The following is a 14,007-nucleotide window of genomic DNA, read 5'->3' on the forward strand; positions in this document are numbered from 1 at the left end:
GGACAAATGATTGGTGCATGCCCCACCTTTTTCGGCTGAGGTAACAATGAGTGATGCGGAGTGTGCGCCAGACCGGCCGGGAGGAAGGCCTAACCAATTCCCGGGAGGGTCGTTCTATTATGGCTCCACGAAAGGAGATCCGACCGGGGAATGGGCAATCCGGTGCCGGGGTGTTAGATACTCGTCCTGACAGAGCCGCCATTGGTAGAGTTAACTTTGTACCTGCGCTCGCCGCCCTTATCTTGATACAAATTAGTAAGCCATGCCAAGAACCAGATTGACCGTATTTAGCCGGTTTCTACTATTTATGTTGTTTGCCTTACCCGTAATTTACGTGGCTGCCTCCCTGTATAATGGCGAGGATCCCGTAGCCAACGTGAAGGGGTGGCTGGGCATGGAAGACCGCGAAGTGGTAGAAGAACGCTACGACGAACCCGCCAACGGGGAAACCGAGGCCGTAGATATCAGCGAACTGCAAAGCCTGCAGGCGGAAAACGAGCGCCTGCTCGAGGCGCTCGAGCGTTGTCAGAACACAAGCGGCAGCTAAATGGACGACAGTCGGTTGACGCGTTTACGTTACGGAATTCATGAGTTCTTCTATACGCTCATGACGTTCCCCCGCGCCTGGCGGTTCATGATTAACCACCGGCTGTGGGAGGGTCTGCGCCAGTACGGGTGGGTCGCGCGCGGCCTGGTTATCGTAGGCGTCCTGGTGGGCCTGGTTATGGTCGGTGAGGTGTTCGAATGGTTGCAGGAGCACGCCGACCAGCCGCTTACGGCAATGGCCATCGGTAGTGAATCGCTGCTGTGGCAGTGGCTGACCGAAGCCTACGAAAGCCTATCCGACGGCGTACTCAACTGGGTAGTTCTCGTCCTGCTCGAAGTGGTCATCTACCACTTTATGCGGCAGACGCTGCGGGTGATCCTGGATAAAGAGGTCGAGGAAGCCCATAAATTCAAACCCTTCCTAAACGCGCAGGTCCGCATGATTCAGGTCTCCTTCATGGCGGTGATCCTGCAGGAGATCTTGATCGGCATCGGCGACGGGGTACTCCCCGATTCGTTGGAAGGCATCTTCGCCCTGGGCGTCCAGTCGACCATCCTCGGATACGCTATTGCGGACAACTACAACGAGCAATTCGAACTGACGATCCAGCAAAGTATCCGGCACCTGCGAGAAAACTACATCGGTATTTGCATGGGGCTCGGGTTGCCGCTGTTTCTATTGCTGAAGATTCCGCTGGTCGGTACGATACTGGGCCCGCTGGTGACTTCGGTGGCGGCCGCGATCGTACTGCGGGAGAAAAGCGACCTCCATATCGTTGGTTATCAGATGACGGAAAAGGAGAAGCGTAAGGCGGAAAAGAAGGCGGCCAAGGCCGAGCGCAAAGCGGCCCGCCAGCGGCGGAAGGCGGCTAAAAGCCTATCTTGAGCCATCCTTCAGCCACTTCGCCTTCGTATGCAAAAATTTGCCGCCTGGTCCGTTCACGTGTTTACCGCTACGGGACTGCTCGCGGCCTTCATGGGTCTACTCGCGGTTGCGGATGGCGATTACCGGCTGGCCATGGGCTATATCTTGGTGTCGCTAGTGATCGACGGAGTTGACGGCACATTCGCCCGGATGGCGAGGGTAGGGGAGGTGCTGCCCCGGGTAAGCGGCAAGACGATCGACTATGTCATCGACTTTTTCTCCTACGCCATCTTACCCGCTTATCTGTTCTACGAGGCCATTGACCTGGCGTACTGGCCTCGCTTGCTCTGCTGCTTTGCCATGCTTCTCTCCGCCGCCCTTTACTACGGAAAGGAAGGGATGGTCAGCGCTTCGGGTCAGCATTTTGTCGGTTTCCCCGCCCTGTGGAATATGGTGGTCTACGTCCTGGTGTTTGTCGTCCCCTGGTTGCCGGGGTGGGCGATGATCGGGTTGGTGCTTGCCTTCGCCCTGATGCATTTTCTCCCCGTTCTGTTCGCCTATCCCTCGCGCGGAGGGCGCTGGTGGATCCTGACCCTGGTGGCAACGGTCGCCTTTATCGTATCGGCGGTGATGAACGTATGGTATTACCCCGAACCCAGTCCGTTGTGGCGTGGCGTGTGCCTGGTGGCTTCCGGCTATTATGCCGTACTGGCTGCCGTCGATACCTATTCGGGCGACGGAGCGCAGGTAGAATGACCGCCAACCTTCGAGCGTGCTGAAGTGTCCTTCTAGCTCTCCCAAAAGCTTCCGATCCTTGTTTCGTACCTGTTCGTTGCTGCTCTTCGTCGTCGTTATGTTCGCTTCGTCCTTTTTTGGGCTGCAGCGGTGCGCGACGCCAACTCCCCCGCGGGGCGGAGACATCGACTCTCTCGGTCCGGTGTTGATACCCGAAGAATCAACTCCGAACTTCCAGACCAACTTCCGACCCGAACGGATCGAACTCACTTTCGATGAGTGGGTGGAGCTGGACTTCCAGCAGGAAATCATTATCAGTCCTCCGTTGGAGCTTGACGCCGACCACCGACCCCAACTACGCCGGCGGACCCTCGAAATCTCGCTCGAGGATGTTCCCCTGCGCGATAGCGTGACCTACGTGGTTAATATCGGCTCGGCCATCAAGGACCTGAACGAAGGAAACCCCACGGAAAACCTCCGCTTCGTTTTTGCCACCGGACCCATTCTCGATACCGCCTCCGTCAGTGGGCAGGTGGTCGATGAGTTTACCGGTGAGCCGCTGGAAGACATTACCGTTACCCTCTTCGATAATCTGTCGGATACGGCCGTCTATACCGAAAATCCAACCTATTTCGCGATATCCGGTGAGGACGGATCCTACACCATCGGTAATATCCGCCCGGGCCGGTACCGGGTGGTCGCCCTGCAGCGCAATCCAGGATCCACCAGCTATTACCCCGACTACGACGGGGTTTTTCCTCCCCTGGCGGTGGGCTTTCGCGACAGCATCCTGGTGGTCACCGAAGGTGATAATACGATTGACGAGCTGCGCGTTTCCCCCATTCCTATTCCCGCCCTGGCCACCGAAGTCGTTACCGGGCAGTACGGCCTCATCAAGCTTGGCATGAACCAGGCGGCGGTCAAAGTCGACCTGAGTTCGGGGCGGGAATACCTGCGCAACGACTTCGGGGATACAATCCGGCTGTTCTACCGCGAGCCGGCGCCCGACACGATTCTCCTGGGCCGCGATAGCCTCTACTCGGATACGGTGTACATCAGCGGCGAAGTCGGCGATGCTCCCGTATTGCCGCTGACTACCGTGGATCGAACCTCCGGAAAGGTTAATCCGGGGGAGGGAATCCGGCTCGTATTCAACCGGCCACTGACCTCGGTGGATACCTCGCGGATGCGCTTATATCGGGATACTTTACCGGAGCCGGTTGCCTTCAACTACACGATCGACACGCTTTACCCCGCCGAATTACGCATCCGGGCGGGATGGTCGGAGGCTTCTCCTTACTATTTGGAATTGTTACCCGGCGCGGTCACGGATTGGTACGGCGCCGCCAATACGGACTCCATTACGCGGTCATTGAACGTAGCATCGCTGGAAGCTTTCGGAAGCCTTACGGTGACCATGCAAAACATCAACCCTACGGTGAGCTATATCCTTCGTCTGATCGACGAGAGCGGAGAGGTGATCGTCGGCACGCGCAGGTACATTCAGGAACGCTTCGATTACGTAGCCGAATATGAAAGCCTGCCTCCCGGGACGTACCTGGTAGAACTCATCTACGATAGCAATAACAACCAACGTTTCGATTCCGGTGACCTGCGGTTCGGAACCCAGCCCGAGTCGATACAGCGCTTTGAGGTGGAGGCATTGCGGGCAAACTGGGAGGTGGAAAAACTGATTGACCTCGAGAACAACTAGGGTAGGCCGCCGTTGCGACAGAGCACCAAGCTTACCACGATGACCTTACAGGAAAAATATAGCAGCGTCCTCAATATGACCGAGGAGCTCAACGCAAAAAACGCCTTCGTAAAGGAAGAGGCCGGTAAACTCCGCATGGGCGCTAAAGTGGATACCCAACGGCAAAAGGATCTGTTGTGGGACGAAATCAAGCGGATTGGCGGTGAAAATCCATCGGATATTGAAGCCGACATTACCGTAGCCAATACCGCCTATTACGATAAGTATACGGTCAAACGGGGGGACAGCCTAAGTAAGATCGCCAAGGATTATTACGGAGATCCCCTGGCATACAAGCATATCTTTCAGGCGAACACCGATATATTGGAAGATGCCAACAAGATCTATCCGGATCAGGTCCTGACTATACCTTTTCCAAAGGGTCGCGGACCGGTCGCATAGTATTTTCCGGATTCGGAGGGTGGAAATCGCATGATGTCAAAAAGTCATGCGAAAAGAAAAATGTACTGACATTTAGTCATTTTCGTTTCGGTCTTTTGATCTGGCACGAGAATTGAAATTGAGGCGGTAAACCAATTAAATCAGTTTACCACCATGAAAATGATCAAGTATAACCGCTTCCCTTCTTCTTTCCGCTTCTTCGATGACGCGCTGACCCAGGCCACGCAAACGCGCCGGCCGGCCGTAAATATCATCGAGCGGGATAAGCAGTTCGAGCTGGAAATGCTGGCTCCGGGCCGCCAGAAGGAGCTTTTTAACGTTGATTTTTTTGAGGGCGTCTTGGAGGTTTCCTACACCACTGAGAAAAACGGCGATGAAACTCGCCCCGAGTACTTGCGTAATGAATTCGAACTGCGCGATTTTACCCGCAAGTTTCGCCTGAACAACGAAGTGATTAATGACGAAGCCATCGAGGCCACCTATACCGATGGTATCCTGCGCCTCGTCCTGCCGAAGCGGGAGGAGGCTACCAAGCCGGTTCGTCAGATTGCCGTTGGGTAATTACCGGTAGCTAAGCTACCGCATCAGAATCAGCCGTTCTCGCGCCCGCGGGAACGGCTTTTCTTATTCTGCCGTTCTTCGGGGGGCAGGTTTTCCGCTTCGGAATTGGGCGTATCGTCGAACTCCACGCGAATGGGAATATCGCGTTCGCTGCCGTACAGCTTGATTTCGGTGATGTCTGCCGGGAGGTTGTAATCGTTGGCATCGATGGCGTTCTTGATGTCGCGAATGACCTCCCCCCGCACCTGCAGCGCACCCGCCCGGAAGTCTTTCGTGTCGAGCCAGAAGTACACCTTAAGGTTGATCGTACTGGCGGCTAGCTCATCCTCCGCCACGAAGCTCTCGTGCTCCGCATCGCGGGTAATACGATAGTGCGTATCGAGAACCGTCTGGATTACATCCTTTGCCCCCTGTATATCGTCTTCGTAGGCAATCCCGACGGTGAAATCATAACGAATGTATCCATCAGACGTGAAGTTCTGGACGGGCTGAGTTAGTACGTCGGAGTTAGGGATGTAGACATCCTTCCCGTCGAAGGTCTTAATGTGGGTATAGCGAAACTGCAAGCTTTTGACCTTGCCGAAGTGGTCGACCACGGCGATGGTGTCATTTATATTGAAGGGGCGATTGAAGGCCAGAATGATGCCGGAGATGAAATTTTCTCCGATGTCCCGGAATGCGAAACCTAATATGACGGCGCTGGCCCCGAGAGCGCTGAAGAGCGCGGTGGCAATACCACCAAGCCCGGCCGCGCGTAAGCCTAGTAGGATGGCCCCGATAATGATGAGCACCTTAAGGGTAGTGACGAGGAATCGACCCATCAGCGGGTCATCCATTTTGGAGAGAATTCGGCTGCCGAAGAACCGGGCGATGATTCTGGCCAGGAAAAGTCCGACCAGGATTATGATTAGCGCCAGGATGATTCCCGGAATCGCCTCTAAAAAATGGTTCCAGGCTTCCGTAAATATGGAACCGAGATCGCGTACTTCGTCACCCATAGGGGTGAAACCAGCATTCCCATGTCTTGTTTGCCGGTCGCTATTCGGCCTCTCGTATAATAATGAGGGTATCTAACTTGAGTTGAAGTCGGATGAATTCATTCATCCGGTTGAGATCGCTAATACTGAGCCGGGAGGCACTGCCGCGCACACTAACCAGGGGTATCCGCTCCGTGTAGGGCGCTTCATCATCCGGACCGAATCGGTCCACGCTTTGAGCCTGAGCGAGGCGCACGCCATTCACCTGCGGAAACAACACCATCAATTGCTGGCTGAGGTCGAGAAAATCGATGGAGTCCATACGGTATCCACGTAGATCCGCGATTACCTCCTGTTGCTGCCGTGTCCGGTTGATCTCGGATTCTTCCAGGTTTTGGATGCGGTTGTTGATGTCATCCAGCGTGGCCAGTTCCCCTTTGATGCCGGCTATTTCGGAGGGACTGAAGCTGGTATCCACGATCACCCGGGCACCGAATACGTCGTAAGGAGGCGACTGCAGGATCTCACTGTATATCTGCAAACTGTCGGTCGGGATGGGCCGGTCGATCAGCGGGAAAATGAGCTTAGGTTCGTTGGGGTTTCGCCGGTCGAAGATGGACGAACTGGCACTCATCGGGAAATACCGTTCGGTGAACTTATCGACGGAGCGGTCGACCCGTTGCCGGTCCAGAACGTCCGCCAGGATGAAATAACCCGGAATGATCATCAGGAAACTGATCGTGGCTATAACGTACTGGCTGCGCCTGGTTTCCCGACGGTTCATGTACTTCCGGAAGGGAAACCGCAGCAACCGAATAATCAGGTAGGCCGTGGCGGCAATAAAGAACGAGTTGAGGAAAAACAGGTAGAACGATCGCCAAAAGATGGTGAAGTCGCCGCCCGTTTCAATGGCGACGGTCAAACCGTATCCGGACACGCAGAGCGGGGGCATCAAGGCCGTGGCGATCGCTACGCCCGGAATCGCATTGGTTTTATCAAGTCGGGTGACGGAAATGATACCCGCCAGTCCGCCAAACACCGCGATGAGACCGTCCAGAACGGTAGGCTCCGTCCGCGATCGCATCTCCGGCGTGAAGATATCAAGCGGCGTAAAGAGGAAATAAACAAAGCTGGTGATCAAGGCGATCATTACGGCTACCCCGAAATTCTTCAGGGCATTGATCAGCATATTCCGGTCGTTCGTGCCTACGCCCAGACCGATTCCTAGGATCGGGTTCATCAGGGGGGAGATCAACATGGCGCCGATGATGACCGCGCCGGAATTGAGATTAAGGCCCAGGCTGGCGATCATGATGGAGCAAACCAGCATCCAGGCGTTGCTGCCGCGCATGAGGTTGCCACTCGTAATCGAAGCAACGGCCGATTCCCGGTCGCTTCCTTCACGCACGTCCAGAAATTCCCGGAACCACTGCCCGATACCGCCCTCCCCGGGGGTGACCTGCTCGTGCGTATCCTTATTTGACGGCTTGGTGGATTCCATTGCTTTGGGGTGGGAGCGGTTCTCGATTAGCCGCTTTGGTCGTCGATAACTTAGGGTTCTATACGAGGATTCCGTCGATCATTTCTAAGCGGCGATCACTCATGCTGGCCAGCTCCTCGTTGTGGGTGACAATGACGAAGCTTTGCGCGAAGTCGTCGCGCAGGCGGAACAGGAGATCGTGTAGCTCGCGTGAATTGGCGGAGTCCAGATTGCCGCTCGGTTCATCAGCGAAGACTATGGCCGGCTCGTTCATGAGTGCCCGGGCTACGGCCACGCGCTGTTGTTCCCCGCCGCTGAGTTGTCGCGGTTTGTGGTCGGAGCGGTTTTTCAGCCCCAGGTAGGACAGTAGTTCCCGGCCACGCTGCTCGGCGAGCTGCTGGTCTCGGTTGCCGATGTACGCGGGGATACATACATTTTCCAGGGCGGTGAACTCCGGCAGCAGGTGGTGAAACTGAAAAACGAACCCAATCCGTTCGTTGCGGAAGGCCGCCAAGCGAGCGTCGCGCATTCCGAATACGTCTTCCCCTTTGATGGTCAACTGCCCGGTGTCCGGTCGGTCGAGGGTGCCCAGAATGTGCAATAGGGTACTCTTCCCGGCCCCGCTTTTACCGACAATACTGACCACTTCCGCGGCGCGAATACTCAGATCGACACCCCGGAGTACGTCCAGGTCGCCGTAGCTTTTACGGATATTGGTTGCCTCCAGCATATCAGTTGAAAATTATCGTACGATTGCCAAAGGGCAGGATCAAGTGACGCAAATGAAGATAAACGGCCTGGCTGAGCACCCGCTTCTCCACGTCTTTGCCGATCCGCTTAAGGTCTTCAATCGTGTGATGATGGGTGACCGGTTCGACGGACTGCGCGATGATGGGACCTTCGTCCAGATCGGCGGTTACGTAATGGCTCGTTGCACCAATCAATTTGACTCCTCTTTCGAAGGCCCGCTGGTAGGGGCGCGCGCCCTTAAAGGCGGGAAGAAAAGAATGGTGAATATTAATGATCCGGTGCGACCACTTCCGGCAAAAGTCATCCGAAAGGATCTGCATGTACCTGGCCAGGACGATCAGGTCCGTTTCCGACTCAGTCAGGATGCGATTCGTGGCATCTTCCTGCTCCGCTTTATTATTCTTGGTAATGGGTACGTAATGAAAGGGGATGCCGAAGCGGCCGGCGACTTCTTCCAGGCTGCGGTGATTACTCACGATGGCAGTGATGTCGCAGTCGAATTCACCGGTGCCATGTCGTTGAAGCAGGTCGTATAAACAGTGACTTGCCTTACTGACGAAGATGGCCATTTTGGGTTTGCGCCGGCTAAAGTGCAACTGCCACTGCATCCCGTAAGCTTTGCCGATCAGTGTTTCGAAGTAATCGTTGATCTTTTCGCGGGGTATCAGGAAATCATCCAGCTCCCACTCTATACGCATGAAAAACTGGCCGATGTTCCGGTCGACGTGTTGATCGAGGTTGATGATGTTGCCCCGGTTGCGATGTACGAATTCCGTAACCTGAGCGACCAGTCCGGGCTGGTCGGAACAATGAATAAGAAGTATAGCGGTATCCGTCACGTGGGGCTGGTTAGCGCGACAAGATAATGCGGAAAGCTCAAGCCTATAAACAACGAAGCCCCCTTTGCCATCGGCAAAGGGGGCTTACGCTAAATGAAAGGGTGGTTACCCTTATACATTCTTGTAGGTCTGCTTCAGCTGCTTCAGCTCGGCAACATTACGCTCCAGTGTTTCTAACTGGCGGGTAATGACCTGGCGGGCATCGCTGCTGTAGCTGGTATTGTTAAGGACTTTCCGGTAGGTTTCGACGGCGTCTTCGTCACCACGGATACACTCCTGAAGCACGGCGGCTTCGTCCTGGGTGGCTAAGGCAGATTTAATGTCGATCCAGGCACGGTGCAGGGCTGCGCCGGTGCTGCCTCCCTTGTCTACCTTACCGCCCAATTGGGTGATGAAGGGCTTAATCTCATGACCGAAATTGTAGCGCTGCTGGCTCATCTCGCGAAACTTGGTAGCGAGTGACACACTGTCTACTTCTTCGGCGGCTTCCTTGTAACCATTCTCCCCGTCGTACAGGGTGGTGATCAGTTTATTGAGGCCTTTGGTCTGTTCATTGCTGACGGTATCCATAACTAAAAATTTTTGGTGAGGAGAAACGTCTCCTACGTATGATAAAATAAGATATATGTAAAACCCCGTAGTCACGTGATTTACATCTATATAACGTAAGTCATACAGCAGACGTTCGGTCTCCGACGAAAATTTGTAGTGCTACTTGACGCGGATCGTACTTTCGCCGCGCTGGGTCATGTCCTTTTCCAGCATGCGCTTCTCGACCCATTTGCGGTTGTCGGCGATCTCTCCGTGGAGATATTTCTCGATCATCAGGCTGGCAATGGGAGCGGCAACGGAGCCCCCGAAGCCCCCGTTTTCCACGTAGACCATGATGGCAATTTTGGGGTCGTCCGCCGGGGCGAAGGCCACGAAGCTGGAGTGGTCACCGTAGGTATTCTGAATCGTTCCCGTTTTACCGCAAATCTCGATGCCGGGCACGTCGGCCACCCGCGCCGTGCCTTCGGTGACGGTCTTGCGCATACCCCGCACGACGGTTTCAAAGTATTCGCGACGGATATCGATGTCGTGTCGTTCGGGTTCGATGGCGCGCACCGAACCCTGGTTACCTTCCTGTACCTCGCGTACCAGATGGGGGGTGTACCAGTGGCCGCGGTTCGCGATGGCGGCGGCCATGTTGGCGGTTTGCAGGGCGGTCAGCTCGTACTCGCCCTGTCCGATGGCCAGCGAACGGATCCAGATCGCCCGCCAGAATTGATCCTCGGCGAAGCGGTTGGTGTAGTATTCGGAGGTAGGTACATTACCCGCGATTTCCCCGGGAAAGTCGATCCCTAGTTTTTCACCCAAGCCGAACTGGTACAGATATTCGTTGAACTCGTCGAGGCCTTGTTCGGGCGTCAGGCTACCGTACCGATTGATGTTTTCCAGCCAGGCGGTGACGAAATACGCATTGCAACTCTGGGCGATAGCATCCTCCACCGATCGGCAATAGGGGTGGTTGTGGCATCCGAGCAGTACTCTCCCGCCGCTCGTGAATCCACCGTAGCACTGTATCCCCCGATCGGGCTCCAGCGTTCCGGTTTCCATGGCGATGAGCGCCACCAGTGTTTTGAAAGGGCTTCCCGGAGGATACTTGCCATTGATTGCCCGATTGAGCAGCGGTTGGAGCGTATCCTGTTGTAGCTCGACGAAGGAGCGGCCACGATCGCGCCCGATCCGTAGCGAACGCGGATCGTAAGTCGGGGCCGAAATCATACTCAGGACCTCCCCGGTAGACGGTTCCAGCGCCACGATGCTGCCGATCTTATTGACCATTAATTCTTCTCCGTAAGCCTGGAGGTCCAGGTCGAGGGTAGTGACCAGGTCCGTGCCGACGGTCGCATTGACGTTGAGGGCACCATCCAGGACTTCTCCCGCCTCACGTCCGAGCCGGTCACGGTAGACGTATCGCCGTCCTTTATCTCCCCGTAAAGCCGATTCGTATTGGTACTCCAGCCCCGAAATGCCGTGGTAGTCCCCACCACTGTAGCGGCCTTCCCCGGCATCGATCGTCGCCTGGCTGACCTCACCCATATATCCGAGGAGGTGAGCGGCTACCTGGTGGGGGTAGTTGCGCGAGGATCGAAGCGTGGCGGAAAATCCCGGAAACTGGAACAGGTTCTCCTGAAAGGTAGCGTAGACCTTCGGCGAAACGTTTGCCAGGAAGGTGAAAGGTTTGGAGGGGCTGAACTTACCGCCCCATTTATCGGGGATGGCCTCCTCGAAATAATCGCGGGTGATACCCAGCAGTTGACAGAAGCGCGTCGTATCAAAGGATTCCGCCTCGGCGGCAAATTGATTGTACGTCAGTTCGATCTGGTAAATCGGCTCGTTGATCGTCAGGAGTTTGCCGTTGCGGTCGAGCATGAGTCCGCGGGCGGGGTACTGGTCGATCTGGCTGTTGCCGACGCGGTCGGCCCGCGTCCGCCAGGTATCGCTAACCACCTGCAGGTGAAAGGCCTTACCCAGCAGCAGCAGCAGTACCGCGATCATGATCGCGCGAATACTGACGGTGCGTACGTCCAGGGTATCTTTAGGCATTCCGGGAACTAAGCTTTTGGGTTGAAGATCAGGATGATGGCGAAACTGACGACGAGACTTGCCGGCAGAGAAAGTACGGTTTTAAGAACGATATCAGTAAAGAAATAGATGGAAAAAGTCTGCAGTAAAAAAAACATCAGTAAGTGGGCCAACAACAGTAGCCCCAGGTAGCGAAACATCCACCCGGCGCTCATATCATTAATGGTCGGACTGACCTTAATATTGTACCCGTCGCGGGGCTGGATCAGCTGGAGGACGAAGGGCCGTAAATAGGCCGTAAGCGTCAGGGCCCCGGCGTGCAGGCCGAGGGTTTCACTGAAGAAGTCGACGGATAGTCCCAGCAGGAATCCGAGGAAGATCACGGCCGGTCGCGGCATACGCAGCGGAAGCAGGGCCACGAAAATAGGATACACGAAGATGAAAAGGAGATCGCGCCCTCCCCAGCCCCAGGCTACCTGATTGAAGATAAACACCTGGACGAGCAGGAGCAGTACGAAGCGTAAGCTGCTGTTTACCAGGGCCGAGCTGCTCATTTTACCTGATTCAATCGCTCGAGTTCCTCCTTGAAGAGGTCACGAACCACGTAGCCCGTAGCCGCTAAAAGGGGATCGTTAAGAAGAAGTACGGTGAGATTTTGGCTGCCGGTGCCGGGCAGCGGCTCGCTACTCTCGACGGTACCGATCGGTAGACCCGTCGGGAAAACGTTCGAATAACCCGTAGTAAAGATGGTATCGTTCGGCGCCACCGGTACGTAGTCGGGCATATCCGTTACCGTCACTCGCTGGGGGTCATGCCCGTCCCAGCGCAGGGTTCCGAAGGCGTTGTTGTCGAGGCCGGCACTCACCCGGGTGTCCAGGTGCAGCAGGCTGATCACCCGGGCGTGGCGGGGCGTTACTTCGCTGACGATGCCGAGCAGACCACCGTCCGCGATGACTCCCTGACCGCGTTCTACGCCGAGATTGGCGCCGCGGTCGATGACCAGGGTATTGTAAGGTCCGTAGGGAGATTTACTGACGACCCGGCTGGCCAGGTAGGTGAATCGCTGCTGCATCACCGAATCGACTACCGTGCTGGTGTCCACCGCCGTGTTGTAGCCGGAGCCGGGAATACGGCTCAGCAGGGCGGCGTTCTCCCGACGCAGAATTTCGTTCTCGCGAGCGACATCCAGAAAAGCCAGGCGATCGGACACCTGTTTGGTGAGGTAGGAACCGTAAACGAACTTCGTTTCCGCCCAGATCTTCCGCTGCGTATCGTTGTGGTGGACGATCAGATACAGACATACCAGTTGTAAGACGGCAAAGGTGAAAAAGCCGCTACTGGTCAGGAGTATGCGCAGCAGTCTTCCCATTAACTCACGCTGCTTGCCGGTACGAGGATGGACTTATACCGACGCGTATCGGAGAGCGCCTTGCTGGTGCCCTTTACTACGGCCAGAAGGGGATCTTCGGCAACGTGAACGGGCAACTGCGTTTTCTTGCTAAGCCGCCGGTCGAGACCGCGCAGCAGCGCACCGCCACCGGTGAGGTAAAGACCGGTACTGTATATATCACTGGCCAGCTCGGGCGGAATGGTTTCGAGGGCACGGATGACGGCGTCCTCGATCTGGGTGACGGCTTCGTCCAGTGCACCGGCAATCTCCTGGTAGGTGACCGTAATCTGGCGGGGAATGCCGTTAAGAAGGTCACGTCCGTTGACGCTGAAGTCGGCCGGGGGATCGTCGAGTTCGGGCAGGGCGCTCCCGACGTGGATCTTAATTTGTTCGGCCGTGCGCTCCCCGATCAGGATGTTGTGGGTCTTGCGCATGTAGTTGACGATGTTGTCGGTCAACTCGTCGCCGGCAATGCGGATAGACTGGTCGCTCACGATACCCGAGAGGGCGATGACGGCGATCTCCGTAGTACCTCCCCCTATATCGATGATCATGTTACCGACGGGCTCTTCCACGTCGAGGCCGATACCGAGGGCGGCCGCCATCGGTTCGTAGATCAGATAGGTTTCCTTGGCGTCTACCCGCGCGGCGCTTTCGAATACGGCTCGCTTTTCTACTTCGGTGATGCCACTGGGAATACAAATGACCATCTTCAAGTGGGAGAAAAAGGCCCGGCGGCGCCCGATCATGTCGATCAGCCCCTTGATCATCTGCTCGGCGGCCCGAAAATCCGCGATCACGCCATCCTTGAGCGGCCTGACCGTCTGGATGTTCTCGTGGGTCTTTTCGTGCATCTGCATCGCTCGGCGACCGACCGCGATCGTCTCCTCGGACTTCCGGTCGATAGCAACGATGGAGGGCTCGTCAATGACGACCTCTCCATTTTGCATGATGAGTGTATTGGCTGTGCCTAAATCGACGGCCAGCTCCTGCTTGAAAAAGTTTAAAAATCGCATTCCCCTAAGTTGCAGACCGGTGAGGGTCAGAGTTTAGTTCGCAAAGGTCGTAAAATACTGTTGGAGTAGGTAGTGAGCCTGGAACCTAATTCCATGATTGTTTCAAAGATGAAATAAGTCAT

The 14,007-nt window shown here is 55.8% G+C and carries 15 protein-coding genes; 6 read left to right on the forward strand and 9 right to left on the reverse strand.

The genetic code is table 11. From position 1 onward, the window contains the following. Nucleotides 1-262: 262 nt before the first annotated feature. The 6 genes from DRW39_RS15015 (at nucleotide 263) to DRW39_RS15040 (ending at nucleotide 4,862) form a co-directional block, all read left to right on the forward strand. Entirely contained in the window at nucleotides 263-547 is a 285-nt protein-coding gene (locus DRW39_RS15015) for a hypothetical protein (protein WP_157976141.1), read from the forward strand. A 60-nt stretch (nucleotides 548-607) separates the two neighbouring features. After that, on the forward strand, nucleotides 608-1,432 hold the full coding sequence (locus DRW39_RS15020; RefSeq protein WP_157976142.1) for a hypothetical protein: 825 nt from the start codon (nucleotides 608-610) through the stop codon (nucleotides 1,430-1,432). A gap of 27 nt (nucleotides 1,433-1,459) precedes the next feature. After that, complete coding sequence (locus DRW39_RS15025) at nucleotides 1,460-2,167, forward strand: CDP-alcohol phosphatidyltransferase family protein (RefSeq protein WP_116107876.1); 708 nt, start codon at nucleotides 1,460-1,462, stop codon at nucleotides 2,165-2,167. Between the two features lie 58 nt (nucleotides 2,168-2,225). Then, nucleotides 2,226-3,860 (forward strand): Ig-like domain-containing protein, encoded by a 1,635-nt coding sequence (locus DRW39_RS15030; RefSeq protein ID WP_157976143.1) that lies wholly within the window; start codon nucleotides 2,226-2,228, stop codon nucleotides 3,858-3,860. Nucleotides 3,861-3,899: 39 nt separating this feature from the next. Then, nucleotides 3,900-4,301, forward strand: coding sequence for a LysM peptidoglycan-binding domain-containing protein (locus DRW39_RS15035; protein ID WP_116107878.1), 402 nt, complete (start codon nucleotides 3,900-3,902; stop codon nucleotides 4,299-4,301). 153 nt (nucleotides 4,302-4,454) lie between these two features. Continuing rightward, nucleotides 4,455-4,862 carry an Hsp20/alpha crystallin family protein gene (locus DRW39_RS15040; protein ID WP_116107879.1) on the forward strand — a complete coding sequence of 136 codons (408 nt, stop codon included), beginning with the start codon at nucleotides 4,455-4,457 and terminating at the stop codon, nucleotides 4,860-4,862. A gap of 29 nt (nucleotides 4,863-4,891) precedes the next feature. On the opposite strand, the gene DRW39_RS15045 is transcribed toward DRW39_RS15040, so the two are convergent. The 9 genes from DRW39_RS15045 to DRW39_RS15085 all read right to left on the reverse strand — a co-directional run bounded on the left by DRW39_RS15045 (nucleotide 4,892) and on the right by DRW39_RS15085 (nucleotide 13,885). Next, the gene (locus DRW39_RS15045; RefSeq protein ID WP_116107880.1) at nucleotides 4,892-5,860 is read right to left on the reverse strand and encodes a mechanosensitive ion channel family protein; all 969 of its coding nucleotides are present in this window, start codon (nucleotides 5,858-5,860) and stop codon (nucleotides 4,892-4,894) included. Nucleotides 5,861-5,900: 40 nt separating this feature from the next. Further along, nucleotides 5,901-7,340 carry a DUF389 domain-containing protein gene (locus DRW39_RS15050; protein WP_116107881.1) on the reverse strand — a complete coding sequence of 480 codons (1,440 nt, stop codon included), beginning with the start codon at nucleotides 7,338-7,340 and terminating at the stop codon, nucleotides 5,901-5,903. Nucleotides 7,341-7,398: 58 nt separating this feature from the next. Further along, complete coding sequence (locus tag DRW39_RS15055; RefSeq protein WP_116107882.1) at nucleotides 7,399-8,049, reverse strand: ABC transporter ATP-binding protein; 651 nt, start codon at nucleotides 8,047-8,049, stop codon at nucleotides 7,399-7,401. A 1-nt stretch (nucleotide 8,050) separates the two neighbouring features. Further along, a complete protein-coding gene (gene purU / locus DRW39_RS15060; RefSeq protein ID WP_116107883.1) occupies nucleotides 8,051-8,908 on the reverse strand; it encodes a formyltetrahydrofolate deformylase in 858 nt (285 codons plus the stop codon). Nucleotides 8,909-9,019: 111 nt separating this feature from the next. Continuing rightward, nucleotides 9,020-9,478, reverse strand: a complete 459-nt coding sequence (locus tag DRW39_RS15065) for a ferritin-like domain-containing protein (protein ID WP_116107884.1) — start codon at nucleotides 9,476-9,478, stop codon at nucleotides 9,020-9,022. A 141-nt stretch (nucleotides 9,479-9,619) separates the two neighbouring features. Beyond that, complete coding sequence (gene mrdA, locus DRW39_RS15070; protein ID WP_116107885.1) at nucleotides 9,620-11,500, reverse strand: penicillin-binding protein 2; 1,881 nt, start codon at nucleotides 11,498-11,500, stop codon at nucleotides 9,620-9,622. 8 nt (nucleotides 11,501-11,508) lie between these two features. Then, a complete protein-coding gene (locus DRW39_RS15075) occupies nucleotides 11,509-12,033 on the reverse strand; it encodes a hypothetical protein (RefSeq protein ID WP_116107886.1) in 525 nt (174 codons plus the stop codon). Beyond that, on the reverse strand, nucleotides 12,030-12,848 hold the full coding sequence (mreC, locus tag DRW39_RS15080; RefSeq protein ID WP_116107887.1) for a rod shape-determining protein MreC: 819 nt from the start codon (nucleotides 12,846-12,848) through the stop codon (nucleotides 12,030-12,032). Before mreC ends, DRW39_RS15075 begins: the two co-directional genes overlap by 4 nt. Further along, nucleotides 12,848-13,885, reverse strand: coding sequence for a rod shape-determining protein (locus tag DRW39_RS15085; RefSeq protein WP_116107888.1), 1,038 nt, complete (start codon nucleotides 13,883-13,885; stop codon nucleotides 12,848-12,850). Before DRW39_RS15085 ends, mreC begins: the two co-directional genes overlap by 1 nt. Nucleotides 13,886-14,007 lie beyond the last annotated feature (122 nt).

It is taken from the genome of Lewinella sp. IMCC34191, from assembly GCF_003390935.1.
Lineage (GTDB): Bacteria > Bacteroidota > Bacteroidia > Chitinophagales > Saprospiraceae > Neolewinella.

Coding starts and splice junctions, on each gene's coding strand:
- DRW39_RS15015 (WP_157976141.1), top strand. CDS start 263: ATGCCAAGAACCAGATTGACCGTATTTAGCCGGTTTCTACTATTTATG.
- DRW39_RS15020 (WP_157976142.1), top strand. CDS start 608: ATGACGTTCCCCCGCGCCTGGCGGTTCATGATTAACCACCGGCTGTGG.
- DRW39_RS15025 (WP_116107876.1), top strand. CDS start 1,460: ATGCAAAAATTTGCCGCCTGGTCCGTTCACGTGTTTACCGCTACGGGA.
- DRW39_RS15035 (WP_116107878.1), top strand. CDS start 3,900: ATGACCTTACAGGAAAAATATAGCAGCGTCCTCAATATGACCGAGGAG.
- DRW39_RS15040 (WP_116107879.1), top strand. CDS start 4,455: ATGAAAATGATCAAGTATAACCGCTTCCCTTCTTCTTTCCGCTTCTTC.
- DRW39_RS15045 (WP_116107880.1), bottom strand. CDS start 5,860: ATGGGTGACGAAGTACGCGATCTCGGTTCCATATTTACGGAAGCCTGG.
- DRW39_RS15050 (WP_116107881.1), bottom strand. CDS start 7,340: ATGGAATCCACCAAGCCGTCAAATAAGGATACGCACGAGCAGGTCACC.
- DRW39_RS15055 (WP_116107882.1), bottom strand. CDS start 8,049: ATGCTGGAGGCAACCAATATCCGTAAAAGCTACGGCGACCTGGACGTA.
- DRW39_RS15065 (WP_116107884.1), bottom strand. CDS start 9,478: ATGGATACCGTCAGCAATGAACAGACCAAAGGCCTCAATAAACTGATC.
- mrdA (WP_116107885.1), bottom strand. CDS start 11,500: ATGCCTAAAGATACCCTGGACGTACGCACCGTCAGTATTCGCGCGATC.
- DRW39_RS15075 (WP_116107886.1), bottom strand. CDS start 12,033: ATGAGCAGCTCGGCCCTGGTAAACAGCAGCTTACGCTTCGTACTGCTC.
- mreC (WP_116107887.1), bottom strand. CDS start 12,848: ATGGGAAGACTGCTGCGCATACTCCTGACCAGTAGCGGCTTTTTCACC.
- DRW39_RS15085 (WP_116107888.1), bottom strand. CDS start 13,885: ATGCGATTTTTAAACTTTTTCAAGCAGGAGCTGGCCGTCGATTTAGGC.